This is a genomic window from Streptomyces sp. NPDC048192, assembly GCF_043202415.1.
Lineage (GTDB): Bacteria > Actinomycetota > Actinomycetes > Streptomycetales > Streptomycetaceae > Streptomyces.
Map to the genome: position 1 here is coordinate 403,846 of NZ_JBIDAL010000003.1, position 13,521 is coordinate 417,366.

General features: G+C 73.9%; 13 protein-coding genes. 4 read left to right on the forward strand and 9 right to left on the reverse strand.

What is annotated here, in order from left to right; all coding sequences use genetic code 11:
- Positions 1-28: 28 nt before the first annotated feature.
- Positions 29-808, forward strand: a complete 780-nt coding sequence (locus tag ACGFZN_RS07455; protein WP_393857524.1) for an alpha/beta hydrolase — start codon at positions 29-31, stop codon at positions 806-808.
- On the forward strand, positions 801-1,361 hold the full coding sequence (locus tag ACGFZN_RS07460; RefSeq protein WP_393857525.1) for a hypothetical protein: 561 nt from the start codon (positions 801-803) through the stop codon (positions 1,359-1,361). Before ACGFZN_RS07455 ends, ACGFZN_RS07460 begins: the two co-directional genes overlap by 8 nt.
- Before the next feature lie 56 nt (positions 1,362-1,417).
- Here ACGFZN_RS07460 and ACGFZN_RS07465 read toward each other — a convergent pair whose 3' ends face one another.
- The 6 genes from ACGFZN_RS07465 to ACGFZN_RS07490 all read right to left on the reverse strand — a co-directional run bounded on the left by ACGFZN_RS07465 (position 1,418) and on the right by ACGFZN_RS07490 (position 6,396).
- Positions 1,418-2,173, reverse strand: a complete 756-nt coding sequence (locus tag ACGFZN_RS07465) for an endonuclease/exonuclease/phosphatase family protein (protein WP_393857526.1) — start codon at positions 2,171-2,173, stop codon at positions 1,418-1,420.
- 68 nt (positions 2,174-2,241) lie between these two features.
- Complete coding sequence (locus ACGFZN_RS07470) at positions 2,242-3,195, reverse strand: ROK family glucokinase (protein WP_360149925.1); 954 nt, start codon at positions 3,193-3,195, stop codon at positions 2,242-2,244.
- Between the two features lie 67 nt (positions 3,196-3,262).
- The gene (locus ACGFZN_RS07475; protein WP_393857527.1) at positions 3,263-3,763 is read right to left on the reverse strand and encodes a DUF5304 domain-containing protein; all 501 of its coding nucleotides are present in this window, start codon (positions 3,761-3,763) and stop codon (positions 3,263-3,265) included.
- Positions 3,764-3,823: 60 nt separating this feature from the next.
- Positions 3,824-4,999, reverse strand: coding sequence for an ArsA family ATPase (locus ACGFZN_RS07480; RefSeq protein ID WP_393857528.1), 1,176 nt, complete (start codon positions 4,997-4,999; stop codon positions 3,824-3,826).
- Between the two features lie 44 nt (positions 5,000-5,043).
- Positions 5,044-5,487: an SRPBCC family protein gene (locus ACGFZN_RS07485; protein WP_393857529.1), complete on the reverse strand. Its 444-nt coding sequence runs from the start codon at positions 5,485-5,487 to the stop codon at positions 5,044-5,046.
- Between the two features lie 111 nt (positions 5,488-5,598).
- Complete coding sequence (locus ACGFZN_RS07490) at positions 5,599-6,396, reverse strand: metallophosphoesterase (RefSeq protein WP_393857530.1); 798 nt, start codon at positions 6,394-6,396, stop codon at positions 5,599-5,601.
- Positions 6,397-6,691: 295 nt separating this feature from the next.
- Here ACGFZN_RS07490 and ACGFZN_RS07495 point away from each other — a divergent pair, with 295 nt between their 5' ends.
- Positions 6,692-8,488, forward strand: coding sequence for an AMP-dependent synthetase/ligase (locus tag ACGFZN_RS07495; protein WP_393857531.1), 1,797 nt, complete (start codon positions 6,692-6,694; stop codon positions 8,486-8,488).
- A gap of 53 nt (positions 8,489-8,541) precedes the next feature.
- Here ACGFZN_RS07495 and ACGFZN_RS07500 read toward each other — a convergent pair whose 3' ends face one another.
- Positions 8,542-9,684 carry a glycosyltransferase family 4 protein gene (locus tag ACGFZN_RS07500; RefSeq protein ID WP_393857532.1) on the reverse strand — a complete coding sequence of 381 codons (1,143 nt, stop codon included), beginning with the start codon at positions 9,682-9,684 and terminating at the stop codon, positions 8,542-8,544.
- Between the two features lie 163 nt (positions 9,685-9,847).
- Between ACGFZN_RS07500 and ACGFZN_RS07505 the strand changes: the two genes are divergently transcribed.
- Complete coding sequence (locus tag ACGFZN_RS07505) at positions 9,848-11,083, forward strand: glycosyltransferase 87 family protein (protein ID WP_393857533.1); 1,236 nt, start codon at positions 9,848-9,850, stop codon at positions 11,081-11,083.
- Positions 11,084-11,104: 21 nt separating this feature from the next.
- On the opposite strand, the gene ACGFZN_RS07510 is transcribed toward ACGFZN_RS07505, so the two are convergent.
- Together ACGFZN_RS07510 and ACGFZN_RS07515 are read right to left on the reverse strand one after the other, a co-directional pair.
- On the reverse strand, positions 11,105-12,298 hold the full coding sequence (locus ACGFZN_RS07510) for a hypothetical protein (protein WP_393857534.1): 1,194 nt from the start codon (positions 12,296-12,298) through the stop codon (positions 11,105-11,107).
- 28 nt (positions 12,299-12,326) lie between these two features.
- On the reverse strand, positions 12,327-13,358 hold the full coding sequence (locus tag ACGFZN_RS07515; RefSeq protein ID WP_393857535.1) for an NlpC/P60 family protein: 1,032 nt from the start codon (positions 13,356-13,358) through the stop codon (positions 12,327-12,329).
- Between the last annotated feature and the right edge of the window lie 163 nt (positions 13,359-13,521).

The window sequence follows — 13,521 nt, forward strand, 5'->3', positions numbered from 1 at the left end:
GGCCTCTTCAGGAACAGGAGCGTCGAAGGTGCCGGTCCTCCCCGGAGCCGAGCCGTACCGCCACGAGGGCGGGGAGGTGGGGGTCCTCCTCTGCCACGGCTTCACCGGCTCGCCCCAGTCGCTGCGCCCCTGGGCGGAGCACCATGCGGCGCACGGCCTGACCGTGTCGCTGCCCCTGCTGCCCGGCCACGGCACCCGCTGGGAGGACATGCAGGTCACCACCTGGCAGGACTGGTACGCGGAGGTGGACCGCGAGCTGCGGATGCTCTCCGAGCGCTGTTCCCGGGTGTTCGTGGCGGGCCTGTCGATGGGTGGCGCGCTGGCGCTCCGGCTGGCCGCCCGGCACGGCGAGCGCGTGCGGGGCGTCGTCGTCGTCAACCCGGCGAACAAGGTGCACGGCCTGTCGGCGTACGCCCTTCCGGTGGCCCGGCATCTCGTGCGCACGACGAAGGGCATCGCCAGCGACATAGCGAAGGAGGGCGCGGCCGAGCTCGGCTACGACCGGGTGCCGCTGCACGCGGCGCACTCGCTGCGTCGGTTCCTGCGCCGGCTGGACGTCGAGCTGCCCCAGGTCACCCAGCCGCTGCTGCTGCTGCGCAGCGCCCGGGACCATGTGGTCCCGGCGGCCGACTCGGCGCGGGTGCTGAGCCGGGTGTCGTCCACGGACGTGACGGAGATCGTGCTGGAACACAGCTACCACGTGGCGACGTTGGACGTGGATGCGGACCGGATCTTCAAGGAGAGCCTCGGCTTCATGGGCCGGCTCGCACCCGGTCCCGGCGAGGAAGGGACGGCCGCAGGTGGCTGAGCACGAGTCCGACCGCGAGGGCCGCGAGCCGGACGAGCAGAACCCGCCCTTCGACGAGGACGCCGCCTGGCGGGCCATCGTCGCGGGGTACGGCGAGGAGCCGCCGGACCCGCCGGGGGCCGCGCCGTTCCGGCCGGTGGAGGACCTGGCGCTGCCGGAGCCGGAGCAGGACGCCGAGAGCGACGCCGCCGACAAGGCGCCGGTGCGGCCGCCGCTGGGCAGCTCGGTCTCCTTCGCGCCCGGGGTCGGCCCGCGCGACCACACCCCGCCCGCGCCCTCCGAGGACGACTTCGACGAGGACGACGAGGGCCACTTCGTGCCGCCGGAGCCGCCGCCGCTGCCGAACGCCGACGCCACCGCGAAGTTCGCCTGGCTGGGCGTCGTGGGCGGTCCGGTGCTGGTGCTGCTGGCGATGCTGCTCGGCTGGGACATGACCTGGTGGCTGACCACCCTGAGCGTCGGGGGCTTCCTCGGCGGCTTCGCCACGCTGGTGATGCGGATGCGCACGGACGACGACGAGGAGGACGACCCGGGACGGGGCGCGGTGGTCTGACGGCGCGGCCCTGCCACCGCGTCCCGGACCTCGTAGTGGTGACCTCGTAGTGGTCCTCACGCCGCAGGTACACGGACCGCGGCGAGCACCGGGAGATGGTCCGTGGCCGCCGTCAGGTCCGCGCGGGTGACGCCCGGCTGGTCCAGGGGCACCCCGCAGCCGAGCACCTCGACGCCCTTGGTGGCGAAGACGGCGTCGATGCGCCGCGGCGGGTCGCTGTGCGGCCAGGTCGTCCCGCCTCCCCAGGGGGCGGCGGCCCGGCAGTCCTGGAGGCTCGCGGAGAGCCGGCGGAAGGTCCGGCCGCCGGGGCCTTCGTTGAGGTCGCCGCCGGCGACGGCGTGCTCGGCGCCGAGTCCGGCGAGGCGGTCGAGGAGCATGCCGCCCTGCTGGTACCGCTCTTCCTCGTCCAGGCTCAGATGACAGCTGATCACGCCCAGCCGGGCCCCGCCGACCCGGATCACGGCCGTGGCGAAGCCGCGCCGGTGGAGCCCGGGGGTGAGCGGGAGGAGGACGTCCTCCGTGCGCTCGACCGTCGCCCGCAGGGAACAGAGGATCGCCGGTCCGGCGGCCGTGGCACCGCCGGTGAGGATCACCTGGCCGGAGGCCGCCGCCAGGCGCGCGAGCTTCTTGCGCCAGCGGAAGAAGCGGGGGGCCTCCTGGACCAGGACCAGGTCGGGGGCGCAGGCGGTGATCACCCGGGCCAGGGCGTCGGTGTCGTCGCGCATCGAGCGGACGTTGTAGCTCAGGACGCGGAGGACCGCGGAACCGTCGGATTCGGTACGGGAGTTGGGAAGCAGCGTGCTGGTCGCCATGCCGATCAACATACGACGATGCCCGCCCGTCCCGGGACCGGACGTGGCGGGCAGGGTCGTACGCCTTCTCACATGATCGGGTCGGGTTCCCGCGCCAGGTCCGCCGCGCCCACCAGGCCCGCCTTGTTGCCGAGCTGGGCGGCGATCACGTCGGCCACCGGGCGCCAGTTGCCGCCGACCAGCCAGCGCTTGTAGGACTTGCGGATCGGGTCGAGGACCAGCTCCCCCTCGTCGGACAGGCCGCCGCCGACGATGAACGCCGAGGGGTCGAAGAGGGAGGCCAGGTCGGCCAGGCCCGCGCCGACCCAGCGGGCCAGCTCGCGGTAGGAGTCCACGGCCACCGGGCAGCCCTGGCGGGCGGCCATGGAGATGTGCTTGCCCTCGATGCCGTCGGGCGTGCCGTCGCCGAGCGCCAGCAGCACCTCGGCGCGCTCGGGGGTGGCGTTGGCGCGCTGCTTGGCGTAGCGGACCAGGGCGCGGCCGGAGGCGTACTGCTCCCAGCAGCCCTGCGAACCGCAGCCGCACAGCAGGCCGTCCGGGACCATCCGGATGTGCCCGAACTCCGCGGCCACGCCGAAGTGGCCGCGGCGCAGCTTGTTGCCGATGATGATGCCGCCGCCGAGGCCGGTGCCGAGCGTGATGCAGATGACGTTGCGGTGGCCCTTGCCGGCGCCGAAGCGGTACTCGCCCCAGGCGGCGGCGTTCGCGTCGTTCTCGACCACGACCGGCAGGCCCACGCGGGCCTCGACCTTGTCCTTCAGCGGCTCGTTGCGCCAGTCGATGTTGGGCGCGAAGTACACCGTGGAGCGCTGGCGGTTGACGTAACCGGCCGCGCCGATGCCCACGCCGACGATCTCGTGCCCGGCGCGCGCACCCTCCACCGCCGAGGCGATGGCGTCCACGATGGCCTCGGGCGTGGTGGGGGTCGGCACCTTGAAGGTCGAGAGGATGTTGCCTTCCTCGTCGACCACGCCGGCCGCGATCTTGGTGCCGCCGATGTCGACGCCGATGGTGAGTCCCATGAATCCCTCAGTTTCGGTCGAGCCCCGCTACGGCCAACCGTACCCGAGGCCCCGCCGTGGGAGGGCTTCAGTCCAGGTCGATGCGCTCGCCCGGGCCGGTGCCCTCGCCTCCGTCGCGCCCGTCGCCGGGATCCTCGCGGCTGAGGTCGTCGGCCGTGCGGGCCGTCCAGCGTCGCTCCTGGGCCTGGACCGCGGAGCGGTAGGCGGCGAGCAGTTCGCTGCCGGCCGCGGCGAGATGGTCGAAGACCTCGGGGTTGCGGTCGATGACGGGCTCCACGGCGGCCTTGGCCTGCTGCACGACCTGCCGCACCACCTGCTGGGCGGCGGGTCCGGCGAGGCCGCCGAGGACCGGTGACTGCAGCCCGGACAGCTTCTCGGCCACCGTGTCCACGAGCCTCTTCAGCTCCTCCGCGGCCGAGCCCGGCTGCGGTCCGTGCTCGGCGCGGCGGCGGGCCTTCTCGGCGGCGAGGTCCTCGGCGCAGGCCGTGGCCCAGGCGTCGGCGTCGGTCGCCCGCCCCTGTTCCGCTTGTTCCTCGGGCGAGTCGGATGCGGGACGCTCTTCGCTCATGGCGGACTCCTGACTACTGTTCGCCCTTACGACGTTACCCGAACGGCCGCGCCCGGATCATCACCGTCCGGTCGCGGGCCACAGGTCGGGGTCCGGGGCGAACCGGATGCGCAGCTCGCCCTCGCGCAGGCCGGCGCCGGCGACGCCGCAGCGGCGCAGGGCGGAGGGCAGCGGGACGATCCGGCGGAACGGGCCGGCGCTGATCACGAGTTCGTCGCCGCGCCGGATCAGGTCCAGCTCCTCCCGTATGGCGCCGGGCAGCGGGATGTGCCAGACCAGCACGCCGTCCTCGCTCCTGCGGTCCTCGACGGGCCACTCGACCGGGGCGGGCGCCGGTTCGGCGCCGGGTACGGCGAGGGCGGCGAGGTCGTCGGCGCCGCGCGGGTCGCGGCCGAGGTGCGGGACGGGATGGACGTCGTACGGCTGCTCCTGCCAGTCGGCGAGCGTCTTGCGCTGCTGGGCGAGCAGGGAGGACAGCCAGCTGTCCGGGGTGCTCTCGGGCAGGGTGCGGTTGGCGATCAGGGCCTCGGTGCGCAGGCCGCGCAGGGCGAGGCCGAGACCGGCGGTCCGCACGGCGTCGGCGCCGGCCGGGCCGGGCTCGGCGACCAGGCGCACGACGGTGTCCCGGTCGCCGAGGACGGCCTCGACGGCGGCCAGTTCGACGTCCCAGCGGGCCGCCGTCTCGTACAGCCAGTCGGACGGCATCGGCACGCCGGCCAGCCGGCCGAGGACCGGGCGCAGGGCGCGGGCCGCCTGCCGCTCGGGCGGGAGCAGGCGGCGCAGATAGCGGCGCAGCTCCTCGGGCAGGCCGAGCAGCGCGAGGGCCTGCGGCAGCGGCGGGAGGTCGACGACGAGGAGGTCGAACCGCTCGGACAGGGCGGCGTCCCTCAGGGCGCGCAGGAAGGACAGCTCCTCGGCGCCGGGCAGCGGGGTGACCTCCTCGGCGTCCAGCCGGGCGGCGCCGAGCAGGTCGAGGACGCTCCCGGCGCGGTCCTGGAAGGCGGTGAGGTCCTCGCGGAAGCGCGCGGCGGCGTCCGGGCGCCAGACGGTGAGCTGCGGCGCGGCCTCGTGCGGCGCCGGTCCTGTCGCGGAGCCCAGCGCGGCGCCGAGGGTGTCGGTGCGGTCGGCGCCGAGCAGGAGGGTGCGGGCGCCCTCGCGGGCGGCGGCGAGCGCGGTGGCGGCGGCGATCGTGGTACGGCCGCTGCCGCCCGGGCCCGTGATCAGGATGGTGCGCATGGGGGTGAACGGTACCGCCGTGCGCGGGGTTCAAACGGGAGCGACTACTTCCGCCCCGACTCCACGCGCTTCTTCAGGCCCGCCAGCGCGCGGTCGATGATGACCTTCTCCGCCTTGCGCTTGATCATGCCGAGCATGGGGATCTTGACGTCCACGGTGAGGAGGTAGGTGACCTCGGTGGTGGACGGGCCCGTGGGCTTGAGGATGTAGGAGCCGTCGAGGGAGCGCAGCATCTGGGACTTGACCAGGGTCCAGGAGACCTCGTTGTCGCCGGTCCAGGTGTAGGCCAGCGTCTGGTCGTCCTTGATGGCGCCGGCGTCCATGACGAGGCGGACCTGCTCCGCGCGGCCCTGGTCGTCGGTCCTGAGGACCTCCGCCTCCTTCACCTCGCCGGTCCAGTCGGGGTAGCGGGCGAAGTCGGCGATCACCCCCATGACGTCGGCCGGTGCCGCCTCGATGGTGATGCTCGAGCTGGTGTGTTCCGCCATCGCCGTGGCTCCTCCAGATGCGGGCCGGTACAGAGGTCGTCGTGCGCACGTGTGTGCAGCGTGAAGGCTACCGCGCCGCCGACCTGCCGCCTTCACCCGATGTCCCGCTTCTCACCATTCCAGCGCCCAGGGCCGGCCCGTCCCGGCGAAGTGGCCGACGTTCACGCACTCCGTCGCGCCGATGCGCATGCGCCGGACGAGCGGCTGGTGGACGTGGCCGAAGAGGGCGTAGCGGGGCCGGGTGCGGCGGATGGCGTCCAGCAGGGCGCGGCTGCCGCGTTCGAAGCGGCGGGCGACCGTGTCGTAGACCAGCTCCGGCACCTCCGGCGGGATGTGCGTGCACAGCACGTCGACCTCGCCGACCGCCTCGATCTTCGCCGCGTACTCCTCGTCGCCGATCTCGTACGGCGTGCGCATCGGGGTGCGCAGTCCGCCGCCGACGAAGCCGAAGGTCCAGCCGCCGATCTCGACCCGCTCGCCGTCGAGGACGGTGGTGCCGGGGCCGGCGTACTCCCGCCACAGGGGCGGCATGTCGACATTGCCGTAGGTGGCGTACGTCGGGGTGGGGAACGCGGCGAACAGCTCGGCGTACTGCCTGCGCACCGCCTTCTCGATGGCCGCCGCCCGGTCCGAGCCGATGCCCGCCCACAGCCGGGCGCCGAACCGGCGCGCCTCCTCGAACCGCCGGGCGGTGCGCAGCTCGACGATCCGGTCGGCGTTCTCCTTGCCGAACAGGTCCGGGAAGATGCCGCGCGAGTGGTCGGCGTAGTCGAGGAAGAGCACCAGGTCGCCCAGGCAGATCAGGGCGTCGGCACCGTCGCCGGCCCGCGCCAGGTCGCGGACGTTGCCGTGCACGTCGCTGACCACGTGGACGCGCGTCCTTCGGTTTCCGGGGCGTGTGGATGCCATGGCGATCAAGCGTAGGCCTGTGGGATCTGCGTGAACAGTGTCGGTCCGGCCTGCGGTTACTCGCCGGTCGCTTCGGCCGTGGACTACTGTGCGCGAAGGAACGCCCACGCGTGTGACGCAGCGAACATCTCGGCGGAACCCCCTGTCCTAGACGCCATACCGGCGGGTAACGTCCGGGCAGTCCAGTCGTGCTCTGGTTTTCAACAGCTGAATTCCCGAGCACTGCCCGAGCCGTGGACCGCACCGTCGCATCACACAGTGTCGTGGCGCCGGCGCCCTATGAGGAGCAGCAGTCTTGCGCGAGTTCAGCCTTCCGGCTTTGTACGAGGTCCCTGCGGACGGCAATCTGACCGACATCGTCCGCAGAAACGCCGCGCAGCATCCCGACGTCGCCGTCATCGCCCGCAAGGTGGCCGGTGTCTGGCAGGACGTGACGGCCCGGGCGTTCCTGGCCGAGGTGCACGCCGCCGCCAAGGGCCTCGTCGCGGCCGGGGTGCAGCCGGGCGACCGGGTGGGCCTGATGTCCCGCACCCGGTACGAGTGGACGCTGCTGGACTTCGCCATCTGGAGCGCGGGCGCGGTCACCGTGCCGGTGTACGAGACCAGCTCGCCGGAGCAGGTGCAGTGGATCCTGTCCGACTCGGGCGCCACCGCCTGCATCGTGGAGCTGGACACTCACGCGGCGGCCGTGGAGTCGGTGCGCGAGTCGCTGCCCGCCCTCAAGCACGTCTGGCAGATCGAGGCCGGCGGCGTGGAGGAGCTGGGACGGCTCGGGCAGGACGTGTCGGACGAGACGGTCGAGGAGCGCGGCTCGCTGGCCAAGGCCGACGACCCGGCGACCATCGTCTACACGAGCGGCACCACCGGCCGCCCCAAGGGCTGTGTGCTCACCCACCGCAGCTTCTTCGCCGAGTGCGGCAACATCGTGGAGCGGCTGCGCCCGCTGTTCCGCACCGGCGAGTGCTCGGTGCTGCTCTTCCTGCCGCTCGCCCACGTCTTCGGCCGGCTGGTGCAGATCGCGCCGATGATGGCGCCGATCAAGCTGGGCTGCGTCCCGGACATCAAGAACCTCACCGACGAACTGGCCGCGTTCCGGCCGACGCTGGTCCTCGGCGTGCCGCGGGTCTTCGAGAAGGTGTACAACTCGGCGCGCGCCAAGGCGCAGGCGGACGGCAAGGGCGCGGTCTTCGACAAGGCGGCGGACACCGCGATCGCCTACAGCAAGGCGCTGGACAACCCGTCGGGCCCGTCGTTCGGCCTGAAGCTCAAGCACAAGGTGTTCGACCGGCTGGTCTACGGCAAGCTGCGCGCGGTGCTCGGCGGCCGGGGCGAGTACGCCATCTCCGGCGGCGCCCCGCTGGGCGAGCGGCTCGGCCACTTCTTCCGGGGCATCGGCTTCACGGTGCTGGAGGGCTACGGCCTGACCGAGTCCTGTGCGGCGACGGCGTTCAACCCGTGGGACCGGCAGAAGATCGGCACGGTCGGGCAGCCGCTGCCGGGTTCGGTGGTGCGGATAGCGGACGACGGGGAGGTGCTGCTGCACGGCGAGCACCTGTTCAAGGAGTACTGGAACAACCCCGGCGCCACCGCGGAGGCGCTGGCCGACGGCTGGTTCCACACCGGGGACATCGGCACCCTGGACGAGGACGGCTACCTCAGGATCACCGGCCGGAAGAAGGAGATCATCGTCACCGCGGGCGGCAAGAACGTCGCCCCGGCAGTGATCGAGGACCGGATCCGGGCGCACGCGCTGGTCGCGGAGTGCATGGTGGTGGGCGACGGGCGGCCGTTCGTGGGCGCGCTGGTCACCATCGACGAGGAGTTCCTCGGCCGTTGGGCCGCCGAGCACGGCAAGCCGGCGGGCTCCACCGCGGCGTCGCTGAAGGACGACCCGGACCTGATCGCGGCGATCCAGACGGCGGTCGACGACGGCAACGCCGCGGTGTCGAAGGCGGAGTCGGTCCGGAAGTTCCGCATCCTGTCGTCGCAGTTCACGGAGGAGTCCGGCCACCTCACCCCGTCCCTGAAGCTGAAGCGGAACGTGGTGGCGAAGGACTACGCGAACGAAATCGAGGCGCTCTACACCAAGTAGCGCGGGACGCCACGCCCATCCGGCGAAGCCCGGTTCCCCACCCCGGCGCAGTCCTACAGCAGCTGCCTCAAGCGCTCGGCGAGGAGGTCCCAGCGCCAGCGGTCCTCCACCCACTGTCGGCCCCGCTGGCCCATCCTGCGGCGGAGGTCGGGGTCCTGGAGGAGGGGGATGATGCGGTCGGCCGCTGCCGCGGGGTCGCCGCCCGGGACCACCCAGCCGGTCTCTCCGTCCAGGACGGCGTCCGGTGCGCCGCCCGAGTCGCCCGCCACCACCGGCAGTCCCGTGGCCGACGCCTCCAGGTAGACGATGCCCAGGCCCTCCACGTCGAGGCCGCCGCGCCGGGTCCGGCAGGGCATGGCGAAGACGTCGCCGGCGCCGTAGTGGGCGGGGAGTTCGGACCAGGGGACGGCGCCGGTGAAGCGGACGGAACCGGCGACGCCGGTCTCGGCGGCCAGCCGGCGCAGGTCCCGTTCGTAGGGGCCGCCGCCGACGATGAGCAGGACGGTGCCGGGCTCGGCGGCGAGGATGCGGGGCATGGCCTGGATCAGGGTGTCCTGGCCCTTGCGGGGCACCAGCCGGGAGACGCAGACCACGACCGGGCGGTCGGTGAGGCCGAGCCGGGCACGGACCTCCTCGCCGCCGGAGCCGGGGTGGAAGGTCTTCTCGTCCACCCCCGGCGGCAGCTGCACCATGCGGCTCGCCGCCTCGGGGGTGAGCGCGGCGGCGATGCGCGACCGGGTGTACTCACCCAGATAGGTGATCGTGTCCGTGGATTCACCGATCCGGCGCAGCAGCTGCCGGGCGGCGGGCAGCTGGGCCCAGCCGGCCTCGTGGCCGTGGGTGGTGGCCACCAGCCGCTCGGCGCCCGCCCTGCGCAGCGCCGGGGCCATGAGGCCGAGCGGCGCCGCGGCGCCGAACCACACCGAGGTGCACCCGTGCTCGCGCAGCAGTCCCACCGCCCGCCGGGTCGCCTGCGGGGTCGGCAGCAGCATGGTCGTACGGTCGCGTACGACGGTGAAGGGCTGCTCGGCGTCGAAGGCGGCGGTGGCCTCGGCGCCCTCCCGGCCGCGCTTCCAGGTGGAGGCGTAGACGACCAGCCGGCCGGGGTCCAGGCGGAGGGCCATGTTGTGCAGGAAGGCCTGGATGCCGCCCGGCCGGGGCGGGAAGTCGTTGGTGACGATGAGGGTCTTGTGCATCGCCGCCGACCCTACCGAACGGGCCGTGCCCGGCCGGGGTCGAACGGGCGGTACCGGGTCCGCCGCGGCCGAGTCTGTGGCATGCCCACAGCCGGGCACGCCATCATGGTGCCGAGGCGGCACCGAGGCGATCGGCACGGGAATCGGACGGCAAGGGGATCACGTGGAGACCAAAGGCGCCGGGCGGTCCCTGGCCTGGCCGCTCGCGACCTGGGCCGCGACCCGGACGCTGCTGCTGCTGTTCGTCTTCCGGGTGTACGCCTTCTCGGACCTGGACGTCACCTCCGACGTGTCGGTGACCTACCGGGGCTGGTACGAGGTGCTGCGGCAGGGCACGTTTCCGCTGGACGACGTGACCTGGCAGTACCCGCCGGCCGCCGCCCTGCCGATCCTGTCCCCCGCCGCGCTGCCCTTCCTGTCGTACGAGCACGCCTTCTTCCTGCTGGCGTTCCTCGCCGACGCGGTCGTCCTGGTGCTGCTGCTGTGGGCGCACCGGCGCCCCGGCCGCTCCGCGCGCGGTGTGTGGGTGTGGGTGGTGGGCGTACCGCTGCTCGGCCCGACGGTGTACGCCCGCTACGACGTGATGGTGACCGCGGTGGCCGTGGCGGCGCTGCTCGCCGGTGCCCGGCATCCGAAGGCGATGGGCGCGCTGACGGCGTTCGGCGCCCTGCTGAAGGTGTGGCCGGCGCTGCTGCTGGTCGGCGCCGTGCGGCGGCGGGCGTGGTGGTCGGCGGCGGTGACCGCGTCCGGCCTCGCCGCGCTGTTCTCGGTGTCCATGCCGGGCGCCTTCGCCTTCCTGACCTTCCAGCGGGACCGGGGCACCGAGGTGGAGTCGCTCGGCGCCCTGGTCTTCCATGTGGCCCGGCACTTCGGCTGGCGGGGCCAGGTGCTGCTGAACTACGGGTCGATCGAGTTCGTCGGCCCGTATGTGGAGCAGGTCAGCGCGGCGGCGCTGGCGCTGACCGTGTTCGCGTTCGCCTGGCTGCTGCTGTGGCGGCTGCGCGCGACCCGCTGGGCGCCGCACACGCTCGCGGAGGCGGCCTTCACGGCGGTGCTGCTGTTCACGGTCACCAGCCGGGTGATCAGCCCGCAGTACCTGGTGTGGCTGGTCGGCCTGGCCGCGGTGTGCGTGTCGTACCGGGCGAGCCGGATGGGCGCGCCCGCGCTGATGGTGGTGGCCGCGTCCCTCGTGACGGTGCTGGAGTTCCCGATCGGTTTCGGCCATGTGGTGGTCAGCGACGGGTACGGGGTGCTGCTGCTGGTGCTGCGCAACGGCCTGCTGGTGGCGGCCTCGCTCACGGCGGCCCGCCGGCTGTGGCGCTCGACCGTCACCCCGGCCCCCGCCGCACCCCTGCCACCCGAGCCGGCCCGGTCGCGCCGGACCCCCGTCTCCCCCTGACCCGACGCCCGGCCCCGTCCGTCACTCGGTCGGGGTCAGCTGCTCGCGCACGTACTCCCGCCACTGGTCGGTGAAGGACCCTGGCGTGGTGCCCAGCACCTTCTTCAGGGCCTCCTCGACCGCGCCCGCGCGCTGCCGGTGGGCGCCCACGGCGCGGTAGAAGGCGTCGAGCCGGGCCGTGCCCCAGCGTTCGGCGATCATCCGGCAGGCCAGCCAGCCGCCCTCGTAGGCCCGGGCGAGCTCGGCGGGGGCGCTGGTGAAGCCGAAGTCCTTGTCGGTGGGGAGCGCGGTGGGCGCGTGGCCGTCCTGGACGGCACGGGTGAGCTCCGGCGCGGCCTCGGTGGGGGTGCGGCCGGTGCCCAGGTAGCCGATCCAGTCCGCGAAGCCCTCGGAGAGCCACAGCGGGGTCGCCGCGGTGGTCTGCGCGCGGGTGGCCACATGGGTGGTCTCGTGGGTGAGCACCACCTGCTTGCCGAGGTCGCCGAGGATGGCGTACGCCTCGGGGTTGACGACCACCCGGTCCGCCGGAGCCTTGCCGGAGCCGCCCGCCTCCCCGGTGGTGACGGCGGCGATGCCCCGGTAGTTGGCGGCCGGCGATCCCAGCAGCCCTGCCATGCCGTCGAGGGAGCTCGGGACGAGGACGACGACATGGCGGGCCCAGCCGGTGCCCCAGACCCGGGAGACGGCCGGGACGGCGCGGTCGGCGAGCCGCGCGTAGCCGCGCAGGTCCGCGCCGGTCCGCCCGGTGCCCAGCACCAGGCTGTGGGCGCCCTTGACGGCGGTCACCGCGCCCTGGTCCCACAGTTGCTGCCCGGCGTCCCGGGCGGGCCGGTCGGCGGTGACGTACCACCCGCCGTCCGCGGTGCGGCGCAGGGTGAGGGTGCGGCGGGCGTCGACCGGGGCCCTGTCGTACCCGGCGACCCGGTAGCGGAGGTCGGCGTCGGCGGTGGCGCCGGAGCCGGTGCGGTGCACGTCGGTGACCCGGTAGCCCCAGGAGGCCAGCGGCAGCGCGCGCAGCCGGGTGTACTCGGTGCGGGCGCCCGTCGCCCCGTACGCCGTCTCGTCGTGGTGCAGCAGGGCGGCGGAGCGCCGGTCGAGCAGGTGCTGCACCTCGGTGCGGGTGGCGTCGGCCGGGGTGCCGCCGCAGCCCGCCGAGGACAGCAGCAGGACGAGCCCCACGGCCCCGATGCTCCACACCCGTCTGCGACCAGCCACTTCCCGATCGTAACGGCGAGCGGGCGGATCAGGGCCGGGTGACCGAGGAGATCGGCATCATCCCGACCGGGTCGTAACGCACCGCGGCTCCCGGATAGGGCGCGTGGATGACCCGGCCGTCGCCCACGTACATGCCCACGTGGCCGGCGTCGGAGCGGTACACCACGAGGTCGCCGGGCCGGATCCGGGACAGCGGGACGTGCCGGCCGGCGAAGCGCTGCTCCTGCGAGGTGCGCGGCAGCTGGATGCCGGCGTGTGCGTACGCCCACTGCATCAGGCCCGAGCAGTCGAAGCCGGAGGGGCCGTTGGCGCCCCACACGTAGGGCCGGCCGAGGGCGGAGCGGGCGGCGGCCACCGCGGCGGCGGCGCGGGCGTCGGGGGCTGCGCCGTCGCCGGCCAGGCCGGCCAGCTCGGACAGGTCGGCGCGGCCGGCGTCGTCGGAGCGCGAGGCCCGGCCGAAGGCGGCGCGTGCGGCGGGCGACAGCGTGCCGAGGAGCCGCTGGGCCTTGGCCAGCTTCTGCTGCACGGTCCGCTTGTGCGCGGCCACGGCCTCCCGGCTGTGCTCCAGCTCGGCGAGCTTCCCGGCCGCCTGTGCGCGCTCCTGGGCCAGTTCCCGCAACGCCGACTGCAACTCCCGCAGGTGCCCGGCCTGTTGGGCGGTGATGCGGTCGAGGGTGGTGGCCTTGTCGAGGTAGTCGTCGGGGCTGTCGGAGAAGAGCAGCGCGACGGCCGGGTCGATGCCGCCCGCGCGGTACTGGGCGCCGGCCAGCGCGCCGAGCTGTTCGCGCAGGGTGTTGACGCGCTGCTGCTGCCGGGCGATGTGGTCCTGGGCGGCCCGCACCTCGCGGCGCAGCACCCCCGCGCTCTCCTGGGCCTTGTCGAAGGCCTGGGTCGCCTGCTCGGCTTCCTGGTAGAGGCGGTCGACCTCGGCACGGGCGTCGGCGTGCGGTGCCGCGTGCGCCGGTACGGCGCCGAGCGCGGCGGTCGCGGCCGACAGTACGCACAGGGCGGCGGCGCCCCGGTCGGATCCAAAGGAGGCAAGGCGGCGATGAGACCCCACGGCAGTCCTTCTGCTGGCGGACGTACGACCGTTTCCCCGGCGCCTGGGGACGGGGAGACCCCGGCGCCGGGGAAACGCGGCAGACAGTAGCCGGGCGCGGGAGCGCCGACCAACGGCCGGCGTGGCGACGCACAGTGACGCCCCGCCGCTGACGCAGGTCACC

Bases quoted from the DNA above. Each gene is read 5' to 3' on its own strand.
- ACGFZN_RS07485 (WP_393857529.1), bottom strand. From the start codon at position 5,487: ATGGCGGAACACACCAGCTCGAGCATCACCATCGAGGCGGCACCGGCC.
- ACGFZN_RS07475 (WP_393857527.1), bottom strand. From the start codon at position 3,763: ATGAGCGAAGAGCGTCCCGCATCCGACTCGCCCGAGGAACAAGCGGAA.
- ACGFZN_RS07480 (WP_393857528.1), bottom strand. From the start codon at position 4,999: ATGCGCACCATCCTGATCACGGGCCCGGGCGGCAGCGGCCGTACCACG.
- ACGFZN_RS07500 (WP_393857532.1), bottom strand. From the start codon at position 9,684: ATGCACAAGACCCTCATCGTCACCAACGACTTCCCGCCCCGGCCGGGC.
- ACGFZN_RS07465 (WP_393857526.1), bottom strand. From the start codon at position 2,173: ATGGCGACCAGCACGCTGCTTCCCAACTCCCGTACCGAATCCGACGGT.
- ACGFZN_RS07470 (WP_360149925.1), bottom strand. From the start codon at position 3,195: ATGGGACTCACCATCGGCGTCGACATCGGCGGCACCAAGATCGCGGCC.
- ACGFZN_RS07490 (WP_393857530.1), bottom strand. From the start codon at position 6,396: ATGGCATCCACACGCCCCGGAAACCGAAGGACGCGCGTCCACGTGGTC.